General features: G+C 52.6%; 19 protein-coding genes. 7 read left to right on the top strand and 12 right to left on the bottom strand.

From position 1 onward, the window contains the following. Positions 1–41 precede the first annotated feature (41 nt). Positions 42–320, bottom strand: coding sequence for an ArsR/SmtB family transcription factor (locus FHS19_RS04190; RefSeq protein WP_183579009.1), 279 nt, complete (start codon positions 318–320; stop codon positions 42–44). A 202-nt stretch (positions 321–522) separates the two neighbouring features. Further along, positions 523–1,287: an exodeoxyribonuclease III gene (locus tag FHS19_RS04185; RefSeq protein WP_183581420.1), complete on the bottom strand. Its 765-nt coding sequence runs from the start codon at positions 1,285–1,287 to the stop codon at positions 523–525. A 163-nt stretch (positions 1,288–1,450) separates the two neighbouring features. Here FHS19_RS04185 and FHS19_RS04180 point away from each other — a divergent pair, with 163 nt between their 5' ends. Beyond that, positions 1,451–2,632 (top strand): MFS transporter, encoded by a 1,182-nt coding sequence (locus FHS19_RS04180; RefSeq protein ID WP_183579006.1) that lies wholly within the window; start codon positions 1,451–1,453, stop codon positions 2,630–2,632. A 56-nt stretch (positions 2,633–2,688) separates the two neighbouring features. On the opposite strand, the gene FHS19_RS04175 is transcribed toward FHS19_RS04180, so the two are convergent. Further along, positions 2,689–3,024 carry an antibiotic biosynthesis monooxygenase gene (locus FHS19_RS04175; protein WP_183579002.1) on the bottom strand — a complete coding sequence of 112 codons (336 nt, stop codon included), beginning with the start codon at positions 3,022–3,024 and terminating at the stop codon, positions 2,689–2,691. A gap of 298 nt (positions 3,025–3,322) precedes the next feature. Here FHS19_RS04175 and fabV point away from each other — a divergent pair, with 298 nt between their 5' ends. Next, positions 3,323–4,513, top strand: a complete 1,191-nt coding sequence (fabV, locus tag FHS19_RS04170; RefSeq protein ID WP_183579000.1) for an enoyl-ACP reductase FabV — start codon at positions 3,323–3,325, stop codon at positions 4,511–4,513. A gap of 116 nt (positions 4,514–4,629) precedes the next feature. On the opposite strand, the gene FHS19_RS04165 is transcribed toward fabV, so the two are convergent. Then, on the bottom strand, positions 4,630–5,214 hold the full coding sequence (locus tag FHS19_RS04165; protein ID WP_183578997.1) for a DUF421 domain-containing protein: 585 nt from the start codon (positions 5,212–5,214) through the stop codon (positions 4,630–4,632). A gap of 295 nt (positions 5,215–5,509) precedes the next feature. Between FHS19_RS04165 and aspA the strand changes: the two genes are divergently transcribed. The 5 genes from aspA to FHS19_RS04140 all read left to right on the top strand — a co-directional run bounded on the left by aspA (position 5,510) and on the right by FHS19_RS04140 (position 11,413). Then, positions 5,510–6,919: an aspartate ammonia-lyase gene (gene aspA / locus FHS19_RS04160; RefSeq protein ID WP_183578994.1), complete on the top strand. Its 1,410-nt coding sequence runs from the start codon at positions 5,510–5,512 to the stop codon at positions 6,917–6,919. A gap of 182 nt (positions 6,920–7,101) precedes the next feature. Continuing rightward, positions 7,102–8,175: an endospore germination permease gene (locus tag FHS19_RS04155; RefSeq protein ID WP_246426415.1), complete on the top strand. Its 1,074-nt coding sequence runs from the start codon at positions 7,102–7,104 to the stop codon at positions 8,173–8,175. Beyond that, the gene (locus tag FHS19_RS04150) at positions 8,172–9,992 is read left to right on the top strand and encodes a spore germination protein (protein WP_183578988.1); all 1,821 of its coding nucleotides are present in this window, start codon (positions 8,172–8,174) and stop codon (positions 9,990–9,992) included. The genes FHS19_RS04155 and FHS19_RS04150 overlap by 4 nt, the downstream gene beginning before the upstream one ends. After that, a complete protein-coding gene (locus tag FHS19_RS04145; RefSeq protein WP_183578985.1) occupies positions 9,989–11,134 on the top strand; it encodes a Ger(x)C family spore germination protein in 1,146 nt (381 codons plus the stop codon). Before FHS19_RS04150 ends, FHS19_RS04145 begins: the two co-directional genes overlap by 4 nt. Positions 11,135–11,212: 78 nt before the next feature. Then, the gene (locus tag FHS19_RS04140) at positions 11,213–11,413 is read left to right on the top strand and encodes a hypothetical protein (RefSeq protein WP_089546697.1); all 201 of its coding nucleotides are present in this window, start codon (positions 11,213–11,215) and stop codon (positions 11,411–11,413) included. Positions 11,414–11,495: 82 nt separating this feature from the next. On the opposite strand, the gene map is transcribed toward FHS19_RS04140, so the two are convergent. From map to FHS19_RS04100, 8 genes are all read right to left on the bottom strand, one after another. Next, entirely contained in the window at positions 11,496–12,242 is a 747-nt protein-coding gene (gene map / locus FHS19_RS04135; RefSeq protein ID WP_183578983.1) for a type I methionyl aminopeptidase, read from the bottom strand. Between the two features lie 166 nt (positions 12,243–12,408). Further along, complete coding sequence (locus FHS19_RS04130) at positions 12,409–14,673, bottom strand: YhgE/Pip family protein (RefSeq protein WP_183578980.1); 2,265 nt, start codon at positions 14,671–14,673, stop codon at positions 12,409–12,411. A gap of 231 nt (positions 14,674–14,904) precedes the next feature. After that, positions 14,905–15,486, bottom strand: a complete 582-nt coding sequence (locus FHS19_RS04125; protein ID WP_105443472.1) for a TetR/AcrR family transcriptional regulator — start codon at positions 15,484–15,486, stop codon at positions 14,905–14,907. 122 nt (positions 15,487–15,608) lie between these two features. Next, positions 15,609–15,947 carry a protein YmzB gene (gene ymzB / locus FHS19_RS04120; RefSeq protein ID WP_183578977.1) on the bottom strand — a complete coding sequence of 113 codons (339 nt, stop codon included), beginning with the start codon at positions 15,945–15,947 and terminating at the stop codon, positions 15,609–15,611. A gap of 130 nt (positions 15,948–16,077) precedes the next feature. Beyond that, entirely contained in the window at positions 16,078–18,474 is a 2,397-nt protein-coding gene (locus FHS19_RS04115; RefSeq protein ID WP_246426414.1) for a glycoside hydrolase family 95 protein, read from the bottom strand. A gap of 22 nt (positions 18,475–18,496) precedes the next feature. Beyond that, entirely contained in the window at positions 18,497–20,539 is a 2,043-nt protein-coding gene (locus tag FHS19_RS04110; RefSeq protein ID WP_183578974.1) for a beta-galactosidase, read from the bottom strand. A gap of 30 nt (positions 20,540–20,569) precedes the next feature. After that, positions 20,570–22,186 carry an extracellular solute-binding protein gene (locus FHS19_RS04105; protein WP_246426487.1) on the bottom strand — a complete coding sequence of 539 codons (1,617 nt, stop codon included), beginning with the start codon at positions 22,184–22,186 and terminating at the stop codon, positions 20,570–20,572. Between the two features lie 71 nt (positions 22,187–22,257). Further along, positions 22,258–23,151 (bottom strand): carbohydrate ABC transporter permease, encoded by an 894-nt coding sequence (locus tag FHS19_RS04100; RefSeq protein ID WP_183578968.1) that lies wholly within the window; start codon positions 23,149–23,151, stop codon positions 22,258–22,260. Positions 23,152–23,176: the final 25 nt, after the last annotated feature.

Raw genomic sequence — 23,176 nt, 5'->3', positions numbered from 1 at the left:
TTTTATATTTCTACAATCATAGAAATAATGGGCAAAAAAAATTAGTTTAACAAAAACGGTGCATATTTTTGCGCAACCTCACGGTTCAGGCAGTAGAAAATAAAGGTGCCTTCTTTCCGCGAATCCAGCAGACCGCTCTCTGCCAGCTGCTTCAGATGGTGGGACAGCGTGGAGTCGGCTACGGTTTCCAGCTTGCTCCCGAGCGTGGAACAGCAGGCTTCACCTTCCCGGGACAGGATCATCGCCACTTTCAAACGCGTCGGTTCGCCCAGCGCCTTGTATATTTTAACGGCTTGCTTGGACTCCACATCTTCGTTCATATCCCGCTCCTCCTTCCTGATTTCGTATTTCTAAATTTATAGAAATAAAATTAGCATACGTTTGACCGGATTGTCAACAACGTATGCTTTGTGGATGGTAATCAAATATGTGATCATGCCCTTACTCACCTGTGCAATTGCGTGATAAGCTGATTGCCGCTATGAGCAAAGGGACGACGGATGACATGGAGAGGGTCCACATTTACAGCTTCGTTTCGTCCATCAGCAGCTTGACCGGGCAGTGGTCGCTCCCCAGGACCAGATGATCGATCTGGGCATCGATCAGGGATGGGGCAAGCCGCTCCGATACGAGAAAATAGTCAATCCGCCAGCCCACGTTCCGCTCACGGATTTTTGGCATGTAGGACCACCAGGTATACGCGCCTTCCTGCCCGGGGTAAAAATGTCTGAACGTATCGATCAGACCCGCATTCAGCAGCTCCGTCATTTTGCCGCGTTCCTGAGGGGTAAAGCCGGAGTTTTCACGGTTTGATTTCGGATTCTTCAGGTCGATTTCCTGATGGGCAACGTTCAGATCCCCGCAAATGACGACAGGCTTCCGCGCATCCAGCTCCTGAATATAGCTTCTGAACCGGTCCTCCCATTCCAGCCGGAGATCGAGTCTCGATAGATCACGGCGCGCATTGGGAGTATAAACGTTAACCAAATAAAACCCTTCGTACTCGAGCGTAAGGATTCTCCCCTCCGGCTCCCCGTCCTCTTCCAGTCCGGAGTACACGGTCAACGGCTTCTGCTTGGTAAAGACAGCCGTGCCGGAATAACCTTTCTTCTCGGCGTAGTTCCAGTATTGATGATACTCGTCCATGCCGTCCAGGCAGATCTGCCCTTCCTGAAGCTTCGTCTCCTGCACGCAGAAGATGTCTGCGTCCACTTGCTTTACGTATTCGATAAAACCTTTATTGACACAGGCTCTAAGCCCGTTCACGTTCCAAGATACCAATTTGATCATGATTTCCCCCGCTGTAGTTGAAGTCTATAACTCTAGTCTACCATATTACGGAGGCCCTTTCCGTGACAAATCGGTGATTTAGAAAAAGGTAGATTCATGGTACAATGTCCTAACGCGATTCAACCAATTTCCGAAACGACGTGAGGGATCTATTGTACCGATGAGAACTTCCGCTCCTGTTAAAGCGTTTAATTTCCTGTTTTTTGCCCTGCTGGCCATCTTCATTCCGTTTCTCCCCGTTTATTTTGATGAACAGGGACTATCACCTTCCCAGATCGGTTTTATCGTCGGGACGGGCGGCTTTATTACGATTGTGGCCCAGCCTCTCTGGGGAATGATCAGCGACCGGACCAGAACGATCCGTAAAGTGCTGCTGCTCCTTCTTGTTTGCGCCATCATTACAGGCTTTGTCCTGTACCATACCGGCGTGTACAGCCTGATCATCCTGTTTGCGATGCTCACCTACTTTTTTCTGATGCCTGTCGACCCGCTGACGGAAAGTCTGAACTTTCGCGTTGCCGAATCGGCGGGGATCAGCTACGGCTCGCTTCGCACCTACGGGGCGCTTGGTTATGCAGTGATGTCATTGTTCGCAGGCTATTTCATGACTTCGTACGGCGCGCACAGCCTGGCGTATTTGTTTGCGGCAATCGGGCTGGTCAGCTTTGTCATTACGCTGTTCATGCCTGACGCTCCGGTGTCGGGCAAACCGGTCACCCTTTCCAGCCTGAAGCATTTTCTCAGCAGCAAAGAGACCCTGCTCTTTCTCATTCTGATCTTTATCAGTTCTATCCCCGCGAGGATGAACGATACTTATTTGGGGGTTTACATCAAGGAGCTGGGCGGGACAGCCAGCCTGGTGGGACAAGCCTGGTTTCTGGCAGCAGGAAGCGAGATCATCGTGTTCGCCTTGAGCTTCTGGTGGCTTCGGAAAGGCAGCGAGCTGATGCTGATCGCCTTGTCGGGATTGTTTTACTTCGTGCGCTTTTTCGCTTCGGCGTGGATCGAGAACCCGCATATCCTCGCCTATCTGCAGCTTCTGCAGCTGCTCACCTTTCCGGTATTTTATTCCGCCGCGATTCAGTACCTGTACCGCATCGTACCGGTCGAATGGCGGGCAACCGGGCAGACGGTGCTCGCGCTGCTGTTCTTCGGGGTTTCCGGAATTATCGCTTCCTTTGCAGGCGGTGCGTTGTATGAGGCATTCGGCGGGAGGACGCTGTTTCTGACGATATCCGGCATGTCGCTGGCGGGAACCCTGTTCGGGATCGTTCTGTACCGGATTTATGGGCGCAGAGATCGTGCAGCTTCTACAGAGCCAGCCGGAGAGGACGCCGTATAAAATACGTGAAGGCCACAAAAAACCGCCCTTTGAGGCGGTTTTTCTTGTGCGCGATGTTAATGCGTGCCGGAAGAAGCCCTGCCCGGCTTCACGGCCTGCACTTCATACATTTTGACGGTTGTGCTGATCATATAGGCTGGCGGCTCCTGGCCCTTCTTGTCGCGATGACCTTGAAGATGTGCGTCGCTTTTCTCCCAATTTTTCCAGTCTTCCTGCGACTCCCAGCGGATCATGACCACCACTTCGTCCTGCTCTCTTCCTCTGGTATTGATCATGACCGTTCTGTCGATCAATCCGTTCATCTCGTCCATCGGGCCGTCCTTGGTGAATCTGGCGGCAACCTGCTCGCTGTACCCTTTTTGCACGGCCATCGTTCTCAATTGAATAAACATAGGTGGTTCCTCCCGTCAGTGAATATGATTGCTGTACTCCTGTGGAATCATCGCCTCATGTCGGCTCCGTGATGTCCGGACTGTCTTCATCTTACTTGATAATGATTCTCATTGTCAAATGAATGGACGTCCCGGAATTTCTCCGCTTCTGCCTTTCACCACTTAAACTCTTGTATTTCGGTTTTTAGATATAATATCATTAAAGGAGTTTCCTCATGGCTGTTGTATGGGATACATAAACCTGACTCCAAACAAAACAAACGATACTTTACTTTAAAAAGAGAGGATAATCATTCACATGATCATCAAACCAAGAACCCGCGGCTTTATCTGCACGACGGCACATCCTGTCGGATGCGCGGCGCAGGTCCAGTCCCAAATCGATTACGTCAAATCCAAACCGGCCGTTCAGGGACCGAAAAACGCACTTGTGATCGGCGCATCGACCGGCTACGGATTGGCGGCACGCATCACGGCTGCATTCGGGGCCGGAGCGAATACCGTAGGCGTATACCGCCCAAGCAGCGGTTCCGAGAAACGGACGGCTTCCGCTGGCTGGTACAATTCCGCTGCGTTTGAAGAAGCGGCTGAAAAAGCCGGGCTTAAATCTTTCAGTGTGACCGGAGATGCCTTCTCAACAGAAACGAAGGAGAAAACGGTGGAATTGATCCGTTCCGAACTCGGTCAGGTCGACCTGGTAGTTTACAGTGTGGCATCCGCCCGGAGAACCGATCCGGTTACCGGCGAAGTGTACAATTCCACCCTTAAACCGCTGGGTAAGCCCTATACGAATAAAACCGTCAACTTCCACACCGGCGAAATCAGCGAAGTAACCATTGAACCCGCTACGGAAGAAGATGTCCGCGGAACGGTTGCCGTCATGGGCGGGGACGACTGGCAGCTGTGGATCGATGCCCTCGAGCAGGGCGGTGTGCTCGCCGAAGGAGCCGTCACGATTTCCTTCTCCTATATCGGTTCGGACATCACCCAGGCCGTGTACCGGGAAGGCTCCATTGGCAAAGCTAAGGATCACCTGGAAGCCACGGCGCTGAAGCTGAACGACCAGCTGTCTACCAAAAACGGACACGCTTATGTCGTTGTCAGCAAGGGGCTTGTGACCCAATCCAGTTCGGCGATCCCGGTCGTGCCGCTGTACATCTCCGCATTGTACAAGGTCATGAAAGAAAAAGGTATCCACGAAGGATGCATCGAGCAGACTTACCGTCTGTTCACCGACCGGCTGTATACCGATGGCGAAACGCCCGTTGATGAAGTCGGCAGAATCCGCATCGACGACTGGGAGCTTCGTGAAGATGTGCAGGCCGAAGTCGCTGACATCTGGAACAACATCACATCGGACAACATTTATGATTTGACCGATCTTCATGGGTACCGCCGCGAGTTCTTCCAGCTGTTCGGCTTTGAGACAGATGGCGTCGATTATGAAGCCGACGTAAATCCTGACGTAAAGGTTCCTCATTCCGTTTAACCGGATCATGAGTCAATTAAAAAAGCCTGGATATGCTTGTTCGCATATCCAGGCTTCTTGGCTTGTATTCCCTTTTCTTCAATCTGATTCATATAAACGGCCATCCTCCGGGCATGTTAATGAAGACGATCCTGTGTCATCGGTTGGTCGGCATTGTCAATGACTTCTCTGAAAATGTTCCGTTCCTCCGGAGACTCGGGAACATGCATCTGCGGGAAATTGGCTTTCAGAATCTTTTCCAGTTCCCCCATCGTTACGGGTTTGGCCCAGGGCATCAGCTCATATCCTAACTCCCCGTTGTTTTCAACGGTTCCTGTTCGGACGTCTTCAATCCGGGAGATTCCAAGCAATCGCAGCCTCTTTTCAAGGTCGTCCACGGTCAGCCGCAGCCGTTTCATATTGGAGGTCAGCATCTTTCCATTTTCAATGACCGGAACTGCCCCGCCCTTGAGTACCTTCTCGGCACGGTTCCATTTGACTGCGAGCCATTCGTTCAGCATGAGCACCACAATCATGACTGCTGAAGCCAGGAGCGTCCACCCCAGCCCTTTCCCGGAAACCTGCGAGCCAAGCACGGTCCCGACGATCAACAAAATGGTGACCTGGGGAACCGTCATCTGGGAAATGGACTTGCGTCCGCTGATCCGCAGCAGCAGGATACCTGCCAGCGCTACGACCGCCGACTGCCAGACGATGATCATAGTATGCCTCCTTTTTTTATGACATGTAGTGCGAAGTATTTAAAGATCCCTCTATGTAAGCCTTACCGCCAGTACAAAGTTCAAACGTATGTCTTCAGAAGTCAGTCATTCACGGTACCCAGGTTCGTACCGTCCGTTTTCAGTGGACAAATGAATGATCTTTACACCCCTCGTTGACAATAAACTAGCAAATTTCGAGACAACCAGCGTATAATGGTAGCGAGTCAGACATATCACAGCGTTTACATGCGGCTCTATGACTTATCCAGTACAGATACCCGGAGGATTGATTTTCATGAGATTGGAAAAAGATTTTCTTGGCACCAAAGAAGTTCCTAACCACGCATACTACGGCATTCAAACTCTGCGCGCAAAGGAGAACTTTCCGATTACCGGTCAACATCTGCATCCTGAGCTGATCCGGTCCATGGCCATGGTCAAAAAGGCGGCAGCGATGGCCAATATGGAAATCAAACGGCTGCTTCCAGCCAAAGGTGAGGCCATTGTACAAGCCGCAGATGAGATCATTGGCGGTGAGTGGCTCGACCAATTTATCGTGGATCCGATTCAGGGCGGCGCCGGTACATCGATAAATATGAATACGAACGAAGTGATTGCAAACCGAGCCTTGGAATTGATGGGCAAGGAAAAAGGAAGCTACGCCGACATCAGCCCGAACAACCATGTCAACATGGCCCAATCGACCAACGATTCGTTTCCGACTGCCGTCCATCTGGCGACGCTGACCATGATTGACAAGCTGGTTGCCACCATGACCGATCTGCAACAGGCCTTCATCGACAAAGCCAATGAATTTGACGCGGTGATCAAGATGGGGAGAACCCATCTGCAGGATGCTGTCCCGATCCGTCTCGGACAGGAATTCCAGGCATATGCCCGCGTGCTGGGCCGTGACATTGAGCGGGTCAAGGCCACCAAAAACAATCTGCTCCACATCAACATGGGCGCCACGGCGGTCGGTACGGGGCTCAATGCCGATTTGACCTACATCAAGCGCGTGGCCGAAATTCTGGCGGAGCTCAGCGGTTTTCCGGTCCAAGCAGCGGATCATCTTGTCGATGCCACCCAGAATACCGACGCCTACACCGAGGTGTCCGCCGCCTTGAAAATTTGCATGATGAACATGTCCAAAGTCGCCAACGATATCCGGCTGATGGCTTCGGGTCCCCGCGCCGGGCTTGGGGAGCTGTCCCTTCCTTCCCGCCAGCCGGGTTCCTCCATTATGCCGGGGAAAGTCAATCCGGTCATGTGCGAGGTCATCAACCAAATCGCGTTCCAGGTGATCGGTAACGACCATACGATCTGTCTGGCATCCGAAGCCGGCCAGCTGGAGCTGAACGTCATGGAGCCGGTCCTCGTCTACAATTTGCTGCAATCGCTGGAAATTATGAATCAGGGCTTCCGGGTGTTTCGGGAACACTGTATCGAGGGCATTCAGGCCAATGTGGAGCGATGCCGGGAATATGTCGAGAACAGCGTCGGCATCATTACGGCGCTCAATCCGCATCTTGGTTACGAAGTTGTCTCCCGCATTGCGCGCGAAGCGATCACGACCGGCAAGTCGGTTCGGGAGCTGTGCCTGCTGTATAACGTGCTGACGGAAGAAGAACTGAACATCATCCTTGATCCTTACCAAATGACGAATCCGGGCATTGCAGGCGAAGCACTGCTGCGAAAGGAATAAAATGTTGGAATAGGCCCGTGCCGGCGTCGGCACGGGCCTTTTTCGTCTGCATCTCCCAACACCATCTTTTGAAAATATCGATGTAAATACATAAAATCCACCGTTCTTAACCATACTACCCTTAATCTTAACCAAAGCCTAACCGGAATAGAGTGATAAGCGCGATGGGTTCTGTCAATCGAATGAGTTTTTCCCAAGTCTGCATGATTCTTATGCTGATGAACGGGCTGGCCAGTCACGTCGTCGTCAACCCTATGATCCTGGACGCTTCCGGCAGAGATGCCTGGGTTTCCGTCATCATGGCGGCGGTCTTTTACGTGCCCTGGTCGCTGCTGCTCGTCTTGTTTATGAAGAGATCGGGAAACCGCAAGCTGCAGCCCTGGTTTGCTGATCGGACCAAACCATGGATTTCCTGGGTCCTTATGGCCCCGATATGCCTGTATTTATATTTAATAGGAGGCCTTACGCTGCTTCATACCTCCACCTGGACGATCACCAATTATTTGCCGGCCACGCCGAAGCTGGTGCTCGTCACCGTACTGGCGCTTGTTTGCCTGTACATGGCAAAGACGGGTATGCGCTCCATGGCCATCGGAGCAGGCGTCCTGCTGCCTATTGTCGTCTTCCTGGGGATTTTCGTCTCGGTTGCCAATACGGCGCACAAAAATTACAAATTGCTGTTCCCCCTGATGGAGCACGGGTGGGTGCCACCTGTTCATGGCATGCTGTATGCGGGAGGTGCGTTCATCGAACTGATCGTCATCATCACGATGCAGCACCGGATCCGGTCGAATGTGAAACCCTGGCATATGATCGTATTTGCGGTGCTGATGGTGTGGATTACGCTCGGCCCCGTTATAGGAGCCATCACGGAGTTTGGGCCGTTTGAAGCGGCCAAGCAGGCCACGTCCCCTTATGAGCAGTGGCGGCTTGTCAAAATCGGCGATTATGTGGAGCATGTGGATTTTTTATCGGTGTATCAGTGGCTTGCCGGGTCAACCGTACGGGTTAGCCTATCCTTGTTTTTGCTTGCGGACATTATGCCTTTCTCCAGTCAAACGATACGGAACCGATTTATCCTCGCCCTTACGTTCAGTTACATCGTGCTTTGCATGTTTCCGTACAGCCAGCAGGACTTTTACAACATGATGTACCGGATTTATTTTCCGGCATCGCTGATCTTGGGAATTGCGTATTCCCTGCTGTGCGTTGGCATGTCCTTCATTCCGGAGAAAAGGAGGGAGCGTACGACATGACGGATACTGACAATAGACATAGCTTACCTCAAGGGAGGAATGGACCTGCGGATGACCAGAAATCAGAAGGTCATTCGCATGGCGATAAACGTGACCAGGATCGCGAAAAAAGCGGGGATCAAAGTACACGGCGCAACAATTCATCGGATGATCCGTCTTCAGAAGAATCGGGACAGGAAAATAGCGCCCCGCTGGCCGACGACGAAGAAAACAACCAGGAGAAGGATCATGAGGGTTCCGGGCATAGGAAAGATAAACGCAGCGATGAAAATACCAATGGCGAAACATCTGGAAACGGCAAGTCGGGTGATAACCAATCCGAAGCAGACCATCCTGATGACAACCCGTCGGATGAACCAACGCTCTGGAACTTCAGTAAGCTGAACGATTTATTTGCCAAAAGCGCCGATATTAAAGTCCAGATGCATCGGCTCAGCAAATCCAATCCTTATTCGGAAATTGTATTGGTATTTGCCGATGGTCTATGCGAGTCGTCGCTGATCGGCAAAGTCATTCTGCCGGAGCTCTACGACATGTATGAGAAAGACGGCCTCCCATCCAAAAAAGGCGAACTGCTTGCCGGAAAGCTGCCGCTGAGCATGTTAAAGCATAACGCCCCCAGCAGCGCCGTGGAAGAAGCGGTCTTTCAGGGGAGTGTCGTCCTGTTCCTCCCGCATACCAACGAGCTGTATACGATGGACATCAGCAACATGCCCAAGCGGACGCCGGAAGAGTCTACAACTGAAATTTCCGTCAAAGGCCCGAAAGACGGTTTCACCGAAGATATCAGCACAAACGTCGCGCTCATCCGCAAGCGGCTCCGCAGCACCACGCTCTGCAATGAGACGTTTATTATGGGCAGACGTACACGGACGCGCGTATCGCTTCTTTACATTGATGACATCATCTCACCGAAGCTGCTGGAAGAAGTCAAAAAGCGGATGTCCAAGATCGACATGGACGGATTGTATACGGCGAGCCAGCTTGAGGAATTGCTGTCCGACTCGAAGTATTCCCTGCTTCCGCTGATCGATTTTACGGGCCGGCCGGATTACGCGGTCAGCTCGTTGATCAACGGGAGATTTGTCATCATCGTAGACGGCAACCCGATGGTTCTTACGGGACCCGGCTCGCTGTCCCTGCTCATGAAGTCGCCGGAAGACATCCACTTTAACTACATTTATGTCTCCTTCGTGCGGCTGATTCGCGTGCTCAGTCTCGTCTTGTCTGTGGCTCTGCCGGGATTCTGGGTGGCCTTGACCGCGTTTCACCAGGACCAGATCCCATACCGGATGTTGGCGACAATTTCGGTGACCCGTCTAGGCCTGCCCTTTTCCGCCCAGATGGAGCTGTTTCTGCTGCTCTTGCTGTTCGAGATCTTCCGCGAGGCCGGCATCCGGCTGCCCACCACAATCGGCCAGACCTTGACCGTCATCGGCGGTCTTATCATCGGCGATGCCGCCATCCGTGCCGGGCTGGTCTCGCCGTCATCCGTCGTCGTGGGCGCCATTACGACCGTCACCGGCGCGACCCTGGTGAACCAAAGCTTAACCTCGGTCATTAGCGTTATCCGGTTCACCTTGTTCCTGATCGCCTCGTTTCTGGGCATGTACGGCCTCATTCTCGGCCTGATTCTGCTGCTGATCTATGTATCCCGGCTCCGGACGTTCGGAGAGTCCTATCTTGCGCCGGTTTCTCCTTTCCGGTTCAAGGATTTTATCAACTCGGTCATTCGGCTGCCGTGGGATAAAGTCAAAAGCCGCACCTCCTTCCTGAATCCAAAGGATCCGGATCATCAAGGGGAGTCCCCGACATGAAACGATTGGCGCTATTTCTTGCATGCTGTGCGTTAACGCTTCTCCTGCCGGGCTGCTGGAACTCCAAGGATATTCAGAGTATGGCCTATGTAACGGCGATCGGGCTGGATTATGAGGATGGACAATATAAAAGCTACATTCAGGTGCTGAACTTCTCGAATGTTGCTCAATCCCAAAATGCCCAGGTCGGTAAAGTCGTGCCGATCTGGATCGGTACGGGGGAAGGGAATACCGTGACCGAATCGCTGACGTCCGTCTACTCGACGGCCCAGCGCCGTGTATTTTGGGGCCATATGAAGGCGGTCGTTTGTTCCGAGCGGCTGCTCAAGCATGGCATGGACCAGGTGTTTGACATGCTGAACCGGTACCGGGAGATCCGCTACAACGTGTTGTTGTACGGGACGAAAAATCCAATTCAAGACATTTTGACGGAGAAGTCCATCCTGAACTTTTCTCCGCTGGAAAGCGTATTGGAATCTCCGCAGCAGATTTATACGCAGCGTTCGTTCATCCTGCCCATTTACGAGTTCAAAATTTTGGCCCAGCTGAGAGAACCAAGCGGGACAGCGATTCTTCCATCGTTGACGATCGACATTAAGGATTGGTATGAAGATAAAAAGGACCACCCGATGCTCCGGGTGAGCGGAGCTTATTTCTTTGACAACCGGGAGCTCCGCGGATGGCTCTCGGAGGATGATCTGAGGGGAACCCGCTGGATTCAGCAGCAGCTTGAACAGTCCCCCATCAACATCCCTGCCGGCGGATCCCCCGTAGCCAGTCTAATTCTGATGAAGCCGCATTTTGTCGTTGAACCCAAATTGGAGAACGATAAAATACACTTCAATATCCGGATCGGACTTAAATCCTATATAGATCTGCTCATCAAGGATACACCGGAGTCGACGCTGGAGAAAATGGCCGCCGAACTGGTCAAGAAGGAAGTCATCGACAGCTACAAAAAAGGCGTTGCCCTGAAATCCGATGTGCTGATGCTGGAGGACAAGCTGTACCGGAAATACCCCGGCAAATGGCGGGAGCTCAGCAAGCAGTCCGATTTTATTTTGACCGAGGATATGCTGAAAAACGTGGATGTCACCATTACGATGGTGAACTCCGGAAAGTACAAGCAAAGGGTTCACTGATCCACAGGCGCATGGTATGATGAAGCAAAGAATGCGTTCCTGTCATGCACAGCCAGGGATCAAGGAAGGTGATTGTATATGTGGATTTACATCGTCGTGATCGGCATCGCCCTGCTGGCTGCTGTCGGGACGTTCTGGGTCGGTTTTTCCGCAGAAAATAAAAAACGCAACCCCGAATACGAGCATCGGACGAAGAAGAATTTATCCAAGCTGACTTCCATGTACGTGGTGACCGTGGTCTTGGCTATCATCATCTGCGTTGCGGTGTATTTGAGGTAGCTTGCGCTCCAACATGAAAAAAGAGAAGCATCCTTATGATGCTTCTCTTTTTGTATTTCACAGTGCAGCCCGGGGAATCCGGTTACTGTGCCGTCAAAATTTCCGGACCGTTCGCCGTAATCGCGAGGGTGTGCTCGTACTGCGCCGACAGTCCGCCGTCCAGCGTTCTGGCGGTCCAGCCGTCACTGTCCATTTTGCTCCGGTAGGTGCCGGTATTCAGCATCGGTTCAATCGTAATCACCATGCCTTCCTTCAGCCGCGGCCCCACATTCGCCGGTCCGTAGTGGGGAACCTGCGGCGCTTCGTGCATTTCCTCCCCGATGCCGTGGCCGATGAAATCGCGTACGACCGAGAAGTCTTCGCCTTCCGCATAGACCTGGATCGCATGCGAGATGTCGCCGATCCGGTTGCCGATAACCGCCTTCTCGATTCCTTTATACAAAGATTCATGCGTCACATCCAGCAGGCGCTGAGCCTGCTCGGAAACGTTCCCGACCGGATAGGACCATGCGGAGTCGGCCAGCCAGCCTTTCAGGTTGACCACCATATCCACGGTAATGATATCCCCGTCCTTCAGCACCGTTTTGCCCGGAAAGCCGTGGCAGATCACGTCGTTTACCGAAGTGCAGGTCGCGTAAGGAAAGCCATTGTACCCTTTCTGCTCAGGCGTAGCCCCATGCTTGCGGATGAATTGTTCTGCGAAACGGTCAATCTCTATAGTGGTGATGCCGGGAGCAATCATCTTGCGGATCTCACGGTGGCAGGCAGCCAAAATTTCGCCCGCTTCTTTCATGTACTTGATCTGGTCTTTCGTCTTCAGAATTATCATCTTTTTATCTACCCTCATTCCTGTCTGTATCTTCTTATTATACCCAATATCGTCAATGTCCGAAATCTGCCCGTATCATCTTATGCGTGATAAGGCGAAAAGGAGTTCCGGCCCTTCGATGGGAAAAACCGGAACTCCTGTGAATGGATTGTTATCGTGAGAGCCCTTAGGCCGTTTGCGGCTCTGCAGGCACTTCTTTCGCCTTGCGGCCCTTGATCAGGAAATAGACAAGGGTCAGAGCAAGGAAAATCACGGCGTCGATACCCAATATGCCTGCCTGCTTCCACACGAGATCGAAATCGCCGCTGGCGATGATCGCCTTGTATCCGAGCACGCTGTGGGACATCGGAAGCCAAGGGTTCAGCGGCTTCAGCCAATCCGGGATCAGCTCCAGCGGGAACGTTCCGGCGCTGGTTGCCAGCTGCAGAATCAGTAGGATGATGATCAGGAAGCGTCCCGGCATATCCAGCCAGGTGACGAACGCCTGGACGATAAACATAAACGTCAAGCTCGTTATAAAGGAGAAGAGGAAGAAGAGCGGTACGCTTCTGACCTCCAGCCCCAGTCCGTACAAAATGATCGCTGCCGCGACCACGGACTGGAACAAGCTCATGCCCGCGAAGGACAACGAGCGGCTGACAAAACGGCTGAAGCCGGACGCGCCGGGAACCGTCGTTCCTTTGAGCGAAATGACGAGCGTCGAAATGAGCGCTCCGACGAACAGGCCGAGCGACATGAAGTATGGCGTCAGGCCTGTGCCGTAGTTCGGCACCTTCCGGTCGTCGATTTCCTTCGTTTCGACCGGCGAAGCGAACATTTCCACAAGCGCATCGGTCTTCTTAAGCTCGGAGGTTTTGTCCGCTGCGTCCGTCAGCTTCGTCTGCAGCTCCTTCGACCCGTCCTCCAGCTTGCTGATGCCGCTCTTCAGATCGCCTGCGCCGTTATTCAGCTGCTGCGAACCGTCGGCAAGCGTTCCGAGCCCGCTGGCGAGCTTGTTCACGCCGCCCTGCAGCTGGCTGGATCCCGTCAGGAGCTGCTGAGCTCCGCCCACCAGGCTCTGGCTGCCGCCAGCCGCTTCGGAGAGCTTCTGGCCGAACGTTTGCAGGCCGGCCGTAAGCTGCTGCTGGCCGGCATTCAGCTTGGATGCGCCGGCCACGAGCTGCTGCTGGCCTTGAACGAGCTGACCGCTGCCCTCGCTGAGCTGCTGCGTGCCCGCATGCAGCTGTTCGGCGCCGCTGGCCAGCTTCTTCTGGCCCTCATGCAGCGAGTTTGCCCCGCTGAGCAGCTGCTGCTGGCCCTGCACGAGCTGGGCGCTGCCATCGGCCACCGCCTGGCTGGCCGCGAGCAGCTTCTGCAGCTCAGGGTTTGCCGCGAGCTCAGGGCTCGCTTTGGCCAGCTGCTGCAGGCCGTCGGCCACGCCTTTGGCGCCGTCGGCTACTTTCTGGGCGCCGCCGGCGGAAGATTCAAGGCCGCTTGCCAGGTCGGCGCTTCCTTTCTCCGACGCCTTCAGGCCGGATTCCAGGCCGGCTGCGCCCTCATTGGCGCTCTTCAGACCGGCATTCAGGTCTTGGGCGCCCTTGAGCGAGGACTGCAGCCCTTGATACAGCTGCTCGCCGCCCTTCTGGGCCGATACAGCCCCTGCGGTCAGCTGACCCTGTGCGCTGCTCAGCTGACTGAGCCCGCCGGCAAGCTGCTTCGCGCCGCCTTCCAGGTCGCCGACGCCTTTGGTCAGGTCGCCGGCCCCTTTGGCCAGCGGAGCCATGCCGTCCTTCGCTTCCAGCGTACCTGCGGCCAGCTTGCCGAGGTTTTCCTTCAGCTTGACGGCTCCTTCATCCAAATCGTTGGTGCCGTTGTGCAGCTTGCCCGCGCCTTCACCGGCTTCGGCCAAACCGTCCGATACCTCCGTAAAATTGTCCAGCAGGCTGTCGGTATACGATTCCGTTACCTTGGCGGATACCTTGGATTTGATATCCTTCACAGCCGTATTGCCGATCTGGGAGGCGACGAAGTTGTAGTCTCCGTTCGGCTCGTATTCGATGCTGGCCGGCTGCGGATTTTCATCCATCAGCGTCGTCGCTTTGCTGGAAAAATTCTCAGGAATCGTAATTTTCATATAATAGCGGTTATCCTTGATTCCCTGCTCGGCTTCCTTCTCACTGACGAATTCCCAGTCGAAGTCTTTGCCTTTCTTCAGTTCGTCCACCAAGTCGTCTCCGATATGGAGCTGCTTGCCTTTGAATTCGGCGCCCTTATCCTTGTTGACCACCGCTACAGGCAGTTGGTCCAGATGACCGTAGGGGTCCCAAAAGGCCGCCAAATAAACGCCGCTGTACAAAATCGGAATAAACATGACGGCAATGACCGGAATAAGCACTTTCGGATTTTTTACGGCTGCCGCCAAATCTTTAAAAAACACGGCTATCGATTTCATGTTCCCGGGCTCCCCCCTTTACGTTATTTAGTATGACTCAGACACTCCCGAGTATCATTGACTGATTTCTTCAATTGGTCAGTTTTGCGCATACGGAAATACTTCGGACAAAAGAACCCCACAATGTGGGGCCATTGATCCGAGACGTACTCGGGTACTTCGCCGTGGCGCCTGAAAAGAGCCGCAGCGGTCCCTGCTCTTATAAAGGGATATAACGCAACGCATGCCCGGTTATTTTACAGACAACCCTTCTTCCAGAAACAGCCGGAAGTGCTGTCTGATTTCCGCCTTTGTTAACGTTTCTTGATGCTGTTTGTTCCATTCGGAAGTCAGGGCGACGTACATTTTCAGCATGAGGAAAGCGACGACGGACGGATCGCATTCGCGAATTTCGTGCTGCTCCACCGCGAACCGGACTTCCTTCTCCATATAGCCGAGGATAACTCCCTCCACCCGGCTCATCGCTTCTTGGGACTGTGGAGTCCCGAAGTCTCTGACCTCCTGCGAGAGCTTGATCAGCAGCTCATGCTCCCCCCGGAATTCCAGAAGGGAATCCAGAACCCGGAACAGATTGTCGAAAAACGGCTTCCGGTGATCTACTTCCCGCTCAATGATCGTTTTCATTTCGGAGATCACGCCGTGCAGAATTTCGTCGAACAGCTGTTCCTTCGTATCGAAAAACGTGTAAATCGTTCCTTTTCCCACATTAGCGATCTTCGCTACCTGCTCCATCGTCGTCGCCTTGTACCCGAACAAGGAAAAGGACTGGGCAGCCGCGCCCAGCACCTGTTTCTTCCGGTCGACCGATCCTATGATGTTCTCCTCCCATCTAAACGCGTATCCGCAAAAACTGACTAATTTTCAATTTCAGTCATAAGGTCAGTTTTTACTTTACCACATTCAATGGAATATGCAAAGATACTTATTGAAATTTTTCACGATTGTATGAAAATTTCATATTTTGCCCGTTCGGTTTCCATGGAAAGCTGCTGATCCTGCACATCCGCATGCTTCAATCCGTCAACATAAATCTGATACGTACTCCGAGGAAGCGGGATATCCCCCTGCTCGTTCACCACGGCTCCGCTGCCGTGCAGGATCAGCGAATCCCCTTCGATATATTCGTCCATCGTCGGTGTGCTCGGCTTGTACTCCACATCCTCCAGCATGATTCGTGTCTGATCGGTGTCCTCTAGCTCCTGTTTGCGGATCATAACGGTCTGCCGTTTATGTGCGTTCAGCCAGTCGGTTACGGATTTGAGAGATTCGTTCATTGAAAAGCCCTTCTTTCTGCATAGTAGTCATTACCTTCATCTCCGGGTGCAGCTGATGCTAATGAAACGGCCGCGGCCCATCTATAAAGAGTCTAACCATTCCGCCGAAAGGCAAAACATGCCTTAGATTCTAGGAGTCGGCCATCGTAACGGTATAAGATTGATTCGTGCCCGTCCGGAAACCATATACGTAAGGTTCAATCATTTCTGCCTGGATCCTTTCGGCCCTAGCGGATATTTGGATAGGCTGCTCCGAGCGCAGCCGGCAGAAATGACCGTTCAATGAGTGAATGCGGGCTTCGGACAGCTTACCTTCCTTCCATGCCAGATCTACCGTAAAACCGCCCCTTGCGCGCAATCCTCGAATGCTTCCCTCCGTCCATTCCTTCGGCAGCGCCGGTAGAAGCCGCAGCTCTCCCGCCTGGCTCTGCAGCAGCAGCTCCGCGATTCCCGCCGTTGCCCCGAAATTCGCTTCTACCGTCAGCGGGTAGAACAATAGCTTGGGATGGCGGTGCGCATTGAACAGGTTGGGGAACGGATTTTGTAAGAGCTTGATTAAATAATGATGTGCCATGTCCGCGTTACCCAGCCTCGCAAATTGGTTGATTCGCCATGCAAAGCACCAACCGATGGCATCCTCCTGTTCATGCTGCCGCCGCCGCTCCAACGTGACCCGGCAAGCTTCAGCCAATTCAGGTGTAACATACGGATCAATTTGGTCTCCGGGGTGCAAGGCGTATAAATGCACCGTATGGCGGTGTCCGGGTTCCGCCTCCTCGAAGTCCTCAAACCATTCTTGAAGCTGGCCATACCGGCCAATCCGGAGCGGACGCAGCCGGTCTCTGGCGGCAAGAAGCTCTTGCCTGAACTCCATATCGGTCTTTAGATCGGCTGACGCCTCTATGCAGTTCGTGAACAGCTCCCAAATGAGCGTATTGTCCAGGGTCGAAGCGATGCTGACGGCCGACTTTTTGCCATCGGATCCGATAAACGTGTTCTCAGGCGATGTGGATGGATTCGTTACCAGATATCCCTCCGGGTCCTTCACCAGCCAATCCAATAGGAAGAGCGCCGCTTCCTTCATGATGGGGTAAGCCTTTTCCTCCAGAAATGCCCTATCGCCTCCAAAACGGTAATGCTCCCATAGGTGCTGGCACAGCCACGGTCCCGCCATCGGCCAGAAAGCCCAGCTTGCCGGACCTTTGGACGGGCCGCCCGAAGGCGTCGACAGCCTCCACAGATCAACGGCGTGATGGCACACCCAGCCGCTCGCACCGTAATGGATTTTTGCCGTTTCCCGTCCCGCCACGCGCAGATCCTCCAGCAAGTCAAAAAGAGGCGCATGGCATTCCGCCAAATTACAGCTCTCAGCAAGCCAGTAATTCATTTGCAGGTTAATGTTCACCGTATAATTGCCTGCCCACGGCGGCCTCATCCGGTCATTCCATATTCCTTGGAGGTTGGCAGGCTGCGTTCCCGGTCTTGAGCTGGAGATCAGCAGATAACGCCCATATTGGAAAAACAGCACCGCTAACTGCGCATCCTCACGTCCGTCGCGAAGGGCCTCGATCCGTTCATCGGTGGGAAGGTCCGATAATCCGGGCACGCCGAGGACCAGTTCAACCCGATCGAACAGTTCCCTGTAATCGGATGTATGACGCTGGATCAGCTGCTGATAGGAATAGGCGGTTGCCTTGTTCAGCCACTCCTTGCATTTCTCCGTTGGATTGCTGCCGTCCAGAAACGGGTCCCGTTCAACGCCGTTGTAGCTCGTTGCTGCCGTTAACAGAAACGTCACTGCGTTCGCGCGCTCCACTTGCAAACCATGTTCGCCCCGTTTCACATGGCCCTGGTCCGCCATGGCAAGCAGCCGGATTTCAAAGCGCATGCCTTTTCCTTCTTCATACACCACGGGATTAATCGACTTCGCATGCAGCGGCTCGACATGACTTGGACTGCGCCCTTGAAGAACAAGACAATCAGGTGCAGTCTGCTGGACCTGATGCTCCAGCAGGCTGTCCAGTGATGCTTCTACAGATACTGTACCCGGCTGGTCTGCCGACAGATGGATGACCATCACCTGATCCGCCGCCGAGACAAACACTTCACGGACATAACGAACGCCGTTCATGACAAAGGAGGTGCGGCACACAGCCCGCTTCAGGTTCAGCTCCCGCCGATAATCCGTAACGTCACCTGCGTTCTCCATTCGAAGATACAGGTCTCCCATCGCTTGATAGGATTCCGACCAAGGACCAAGCATATGCTCTTCAATCTGTTCCTGCGCCTCGGCATAACGGCCTTCAAAGTTGAGCTGACGGACTTTTTCCAGATGGGGTAAAGCTTTATGATTCGCTGGGTCGTAAGGATGCCCTGACCAGAGCGTATCTTCATTCAATTGGATTCGCTCCTGCTCCGTGCCTCCGAACACCATTCCGCCCAAACGGCCGTTACCTACGGGAAGGGCTTCTACCCACTCCTTGGCCGGCTTACGGTACCACATCGTCATGCTGCGATCTTTCGACAAGGCACTTCACTCCTTATACGCATCATGGTATTTGCTTCAAGATAGACACGCCATGGGCAGGCAGCATCCAATCGCCGGTGACAGGCCTTCCTGTTAGCAAATCTAGTCGTTGTTCCTGCCCCAAATGGATCGTCGACGATGCCTCGTTATGATTTAACAGAAATGTATACCGCTGTCCATTCTTTATGCGAACGGCAGCCTCAACCCCTGGCGGCGTCTCCATAACAGGTAGAATGTTTTTTCTTTTGGACAGTTGCCCGAAAAATGCCGCCAGGAAATCATCCTCCGGATCCGCTGCGATATACCAAGCTTCTCCCCTGCCGAATGCATTCCGCGTCAATGCCGGCATGCCTCGATAGAAATCACTTCCATACGTGGCCGCAACCTCCGCCGTTTCCGGGTGAAGCAGATCGCACAGCATGCCGCAGGCATAGCTTCCTTCGAAGCCGGCGGCGTTTGTCCGCAGCTGCATGCTGTTGAACTGCCCCGGGAATAGTGCGTCGATTTCCTCCACCCAGATGCCGAGCAGTTTCCGCAGCTCACCCGGGTAACCGCCCAAGGTGACCAGATCGCTTTCATTGACGATGCCGCTAAAAAATGTAGTGACGAACGTTCCTCCGCCCGCCACGTAGTTTTCCAGCTTCTCGGCGATCCCCTCTTTCACCATATAGAAGACAGGCGCGATGACGATATCGTATTTGCCAAGATCCTCCTCGATCCCGATCATATCCACCGGGACATTGCGATGATAGAAGGCGTCATAGTATTTTTGGATTTGCGGCAAGTATTTCAATTGCTGGCTGGGCCCGCTGGAATGCTCCAGCGCCCACCAGTTATCCCAATCAAACAAAATGGCGACACGCGCTACCGTCTCCGCCCCAATCAGCGTGTCCCCCAGCATCTGCAATTCCTTTCCCAGTTCCGTGCATTCACGGAAAACGCGCGTATGCTCGTGGCCTGCATGATCAATGACCGCGCCATGAAACTTCTCAAACGCTCCGCGGGAGCGCCGCAGCTGGAAGAACATCACGCTTTCTGCCCCGCGGGCTACAGCCTGATAGCTCCATAAGCGCATTACACCCGGCCGCTTCAACGGATTGACAGGTTTCCAATTCAACTGACTTGGACTCTGTTCCATCAATAGATACGGCTGCCCCTGCTTCAGCCCGCGCATCAGATCGTGGCGCATCGCAATTTGGCTCATCGGCATATCATTGGCGGGATAGCTGTCCAATGCGATGACATCCAGCTCTTTGGCCCATTTGAAATAATCCAGCGGCTTATACGTGCCATTGCTCTGGAAATTGGTCGTCACCACGGCATCCGGAATAACCGCCTTAATTGCATCCCGCTCAAGCTTATAGCACTCTAATATGCTGTCGGAGTTAAACCGGTCGTAATCCAGCGATATGCCTTGAAATGCCGTTTGATCCGGTTGACTTCGATTCAAATGCTCACTGAGCAGGTTAGGCAGCACGATCTCATCCCAGTCGTAGAACGTATGGCTCCAAAAGGAGGTGTACCAAGCCTTGTTCAACTCCTCCAGGGTGCCGTAGCGCGCTTTGAGCCATTCCCGGAAGGCGGATTCGCAATTATCGCAGTAACACCGCCAGCCATATTCATTGTTCACATGCCACAGCAGCAGCGCTGGATGGTCTTGATACCGTTCCGCCAGCTTTCCGGCCATGGCCTGAGAATATTTCCGATACGTAGGGCTATTCGGGCATGAATTATGCCTGCGCCCATATTTCATTTTCCGTCCGTCCGCAGTCACCGACCGTACGTCGGGGTATTGGCGGGCCATCCATGCCGGATGGGCGGCGGTCCCCGTGGCGAGGCAAGCGTATATCCCATTCGCATGAAGCAGATTCATGACGTCATCCAGCCAATCCAAGGAATACGTCGTTTCGTTGGGCTGATTCAGCGCCCATGAAAACACATTGACCGTGGCGATGTCTATGCCCGCAAGTTTGAATAAGCGCATATCCTCTTCCCATATTTCTCTCGGCCATTGCTCCGGATTATAGTCCCCGCCGTACAAAATTTTGGGCCATGCTCGCGGCATCGTCATTCCTCCATCCCTCAGGTTTTTGTTCTATGGTTTCATTTGCGCAAGATTACTCTGCCAAAGTTTGGTTTTCTCCGCCAAAATGTCTTCATAACCCGCCTTCATCACGTCAGCTTGCAATTTTTTATATACCGCTTCAAGCTCCTCGTCATTTTTGGCAAATATCATTTTGGCGTTTGCCTCCTGCCAGATTTGCTTGATTTGCTGTTCTTTGATCCCGGCATCTGATTTCGGATCAAGTTTCATATTATTGAATTGATCCGTATTGAGCTTGGCAAATTTGGCGAAATACTCGCTGGCTGCCATCCCCCAATTTTGATGATCAGGATCTTGGGCATTCTTGAAGTGGGTGATTTTGTAATATAAGGGTGAGCCAAGCGGGTTAAACAACCCTATTTTTAAATTCGCTTTTTCTTCCGGCTTGATCGTCTTTGCCTTTTCATTGTCGATGGGCGCTCCATTCTCATCCACCTTATCGTACAGCAGTCCTGGCGGGCCGAACGCATTGATACGCTGCCCTTCTTCACTTGCCCACCAATCGTAGAACTGGAAAATTTGCTCAGGCTGCTTCGCTTTTTTGGTAATAACGACGACGTTCCAGCCTAAAGTGCCATAGGTGTGCGGATTCACCGTTGTTGGATCAATACCACTCTTGTACAGGAACGGAATGAAATCATAGCCGGCATTAGGGTCCTTGGCCCGAAGTATATCATTCGCCGTGTTTCCTAGTCCTGTAATATTGGAGATCGCTGTCACCGCGATGCGGCCGGAGTTCAGCTTTTCTTGCACCTGCTCCTGCTTTTGCGTAAACATATCAGGTGACACTAAGCCTTCTCGGGTGAGTTGGCTCATATACTTAAACGCATCCAAGTAGGCAGGATCGTTAAAAATCGACTCTAGCGTATGCGTTTCGGTATTCGGGAACGTCGGAACGTCCCCAATATTCCATATGGTTCGATTACCGCCGTTTCCGGCATAAATCAGTTTGTAAAGCATATTAACCCCATTCATGGCAATGCCCGGCTCAAGCGGCACGACGTTCGGAAATTTCTCCTTCACTTGTTTCAGGTAGCTGTACAAATCATCAAATGTTTTTAGCTCCGGTTTTCCAAGGTCGGCATATATTTCCTGATTTACGGTCCAACCCGTGTTCACGTTCTTATATTGATTTTGGGCGCTATCGAACCAGTTCGGAATGACATATATGTGACCGTCCTCCGCCTTCAGCATGTTAAACGTCTCTGGATCAATGAGCTTCTGAAGGACGGGATATTTCTTATAATAGTCGTCGAGCGGTACAAGCATCCCATTCTTCTGCATCGTGGTATAATCCGTCGAACCCCGATCCAACATGATGACATCCGGGAGGTCGTTAGAAGCAACCATCGTGCCGAATTTCTGACTCGCATTGCCGTTAGAACCGATTTCAACCAGGTTTAGTTTCTTGTTCTCTTTCAGCCACTTCGTGGATACATCATTTCCATAACCGATAGGAGAGGCAAAATCATAGTTGGAATAAAAGCTGAATTCAAGCGGTTGTTCTCCGAATAAGGCAGTCTCTCCACTGGTTTGATTGTCTCCGCTTGACTTGGTCGCCGATGAATCGCCGCCGCATGCAGACAGTGCCAGGCTTAACGCTGTCATGACTGAAATCACTGTGAAATGCTTTCTTCTTCCCCTCATGGATAATCCCCCATTCATCGTTTGTGATCGGCCTACTCTTTAAGTGATCCGACCATTACACCTTTCACAAAAAACTTCTGCACAAAAGGATATACCAGAATAATTGGCAGGCTTACGACCATCAGAGCTGTCATTTGCAGTGATTTCGGAGTAATTGTGCTTGAGATCATATCTCCCACGCCGCCGGCTGCGCCAAGTTGGCTGATCATTTCCTGAGCCGAATTGGAGTTAATCATATTCATCAAATAGTTCTGTACCGGTAGCAGATTGGCATTGTTGATGTAGATACCGGACGAGAACCATTCATTCCAGAAGAACACCGCTTGGAACAAAGACAGTGTAGCGATGACGGGACCGGATAGACGAACGATGATGCGAAAAAATAGACCGTAATGATTACACCCGTCGAGCATGGCTGATTCCTCCAGTTCTTTCGGCAGCTCCTGGAAAAACGTGCGGAAGACGATCATATTCCATACGCTAATGGTCCATGGAACGAACAATACCCAAAAGTTGTTGAACAGCCCGAGCTCTCTGAGCCATAAATAGGTTGGAATGAGTCCACCGCTGAAATACATCGTAAATATCGCGATGACCATGTAATATTTTCGCCCGACGGTATCTCTGCGGGATAAACCATATGCGAGCATCGCCGTGAAGAAAATAGAAGCAGCCGTCCCGCTAACGGTTCTTAACGCGGAGATCCCTAAAGCTTTAAAAAATCGCGGATCGCTCAGGATCACCTTGTAATTATCGAACGTCAATTGCCTGGGCCACAGCGTCAGACCGCCCAATGATGTATCTATTCCGGAATTCAGTGAGATGACCAGCGCATTCCAAAATGGATACAGGGATACCAGTGCAAGTATGATAAGTACGGTATAGACAAAGATCTGCAGAAACCGATCTTCGAGGCTAAGCTTCATGTTCCTACCTCCCGCGCTATAACTG

Source organism: Paenibacillus rhizosphaerae (assembly GCF_014192015.1).
Classification (GTDB): Bacteria; Bacillota; Bacilli; order Paenibacillales; family Paenibacillaceae; genus Paenibacillus_AQ; species Paenibacillus_AQ rhizosphaerae.
Note: the sequence above shows the minus strand (reverse complement) of the source record. Positions and strands in the feature narration are given on the sequence as shown.

Bases quoted from the DNA above. Each gene is read 5' to 3' on its own strand.
- FHS19_RS04190 (WP_183579009.1), bottom strand. From the start codon at position 320: ATGAACGAAGATGTGGAGTCCAAGCAAGCCGTTAAAATATACAAGGCG.
- FHS19_RS04130 (WP_183578980.1), bottom strand. From the start codon at position 14,673: ATGAAATCGATAGCCGTGTTTTTTAAAGATTTGGCGGCAGCCGTAAAA.
- FHS19_RS04145 (WP_183578985.1), top strand. From the start codon at position 9,989: ATGAAACGATTGGCGCTATTTCTTGCATGCTGTGCGTTAACGCTTCTC.
- fabV (WP_183579000.1), top strand. From the start codon at position 3,323: ATGATCATCAAACCAAGAACCCGCGGCTTTATCTGCACGACGGCACAT.
- FHS19_RS04180 (WP_183579006.1), top strand. From the start codon at position 1,451: ATGAGAACTTCCGCTCCTGTTAAAGCGTTTAATTTCCTGTTTTTTGCC.
- FHS19_RS04105 (WP_246426487.1), bottom strand. From the start codon at position 22,186: ATGACAGCGTTAAGCCTGGCACTGTCTGCATGCGGCGGCGATTCATCG.
- map (WP_183578983.1), bottom strand. From the start codon at position 12,242: ATGATAATTCTGAAGACGAAAGACCAGATCAAGTACATGAAAGAAGCG.
- aspA (WP_183578994.1), top strand. From the start codon at position 5,510: ATGAGATTGGAAAAAGATTTTCTTGGCACCAAAGAAGTTCCTAACCAC.
- FHS19_RS04150 (WP_183578988.1), top strand. From the start codon at position 8,172: ATGACGGATACTGACAATAGACATAGCTTACCTCAAGGGAGGAATGGA.
- ymzB (WP_183578977.1), bottom strand. From the start codon at position 15,947: ATGAACGAATCTCTCAAATCCGTAACCGACTGGCTGAACGCACATAAA.
- FHS19_RS04110 (WP_183578974.1), bottom strand. From the start codon at position 20,539: ATGCCGCGAGCATGGCCCAAAATTTTGTACGGCGGGGACTATAATCCG.
- FHS19_RS04165 (WP_183578997.1), bottom strand. From the start codon at position 5,214: ATGATCATCGTCTGGCAGTCGGCGGTCGTAGCGCTGGCAGGTATCCTG.
- FHS19_RS04100 (WP_183578968.1), bottom strand. From the start codon at position 23,151: ATGAAGCTTAGCCTCGAAGATCGGTTTCTGCAGATCTTTGTCTATACC.
- FHS19_RS04175 (WP_183579002.1), bottom strand. From the start codon at position 3,024: ATGTTTATTCAATTGAGAACGATGGCCGTGCAAAAAGGGTACAGCGAG.
- FHS19_RS04155 (WP_246426415.1), top strand. From the start codon at position 7,102: ATGAGTTTTTCCCAAGTCTGCATGATTCTTATGCTGATGAACGGGCTG.
- FHS19_RS04140 (WP_089546697.1), top strand. From the start codon at position 11,213: ATGTGGATTTACATCGTCGTGATCGGCATCGCCCTGCTGGCTGCTGTC.